This is a genomic window from Pseudoxanthomonas suwonensis (genome assembly GCF_010093235.1).
Lineage (GTDB): Bacteria > Pseudomonadota > Gammaproteobacteria > Xanthomonadales > Xanthomonadaceae > Pseudoxanthomonas > Pseudoxanthomonas suwonensis.
In genome coordinates this window covers 1-581 of sequence record NZ_PDWP01000063.1, presented here as the reverse complement: position 1 = coordinate 581, position 581 = coordinate 1, and the positions used below count along the sequence as shown (strand labels likewise).

The 581-nt window shown below is 56.1% G+C and carries 1 protein-coding gene; it reads left to right on the top strand.

Annotated elements, in window-relative coordinates; translation table 11 throughout:
- On the top strand, positions 1 to 448 hold a 448-nt coding region (locus tag CSC68_RS15760), incomplete at its 5' end, for a M15 family metallopeptidase (RefSeq protein WP_162204538.1).
- Positions 449 to 581: the final 133 nt, after the last annotated feature.

The following is a 581-nucleotide window of genomic DNA, read 5'->3' as shown; positions in this document are numbered from 1 at the left end:
GCTTGAGGCCGAAGGGGACAGATTGCAAGTGTCCGACTGCTATCGGCCGGTGCGGTCTGTGAAAGCATTCGTGGCCTGGGCGGCGGATCTGCAAAATCAGACGACCAGGGCGCAGTACTACCCGCGGGTGGACAAGCGTGCGCTGCTGGGCGATTACATTTCTCCGACCTCCGGGCATCGCCGTGGCGCGACCCTGGATCTGGGTTTGCTGCAGTGCCGGTCGGCTGCGTGCCAGGCAGTGGACATGGGCACCGGTTTCGATGTCTTCGATGCGCGTGCGCACACCGATGCGCCAGACATCAGCGCAGGGCAACGCGCACACCGCCAGCGCCTGCTGCGTGCGATGGCGGCCGAAGGATTTGCCAACTATCCGATGGAGTGGTGGCATTTCACGTTTCGTCGAAAAAAAAAAAACAGGACAACTCTCTATAAAGCTGACGCAGAGTAGAACTAGTCACAGCACTATGAAAAGAACAGTGGTCATATGTAACCTAGCCACGGAGCACGTGAAGACGATCGAAATCTACCAGAAAGGCAATTCAAAATAAATACATATCGACTGGACTCAGAGATATCTGATG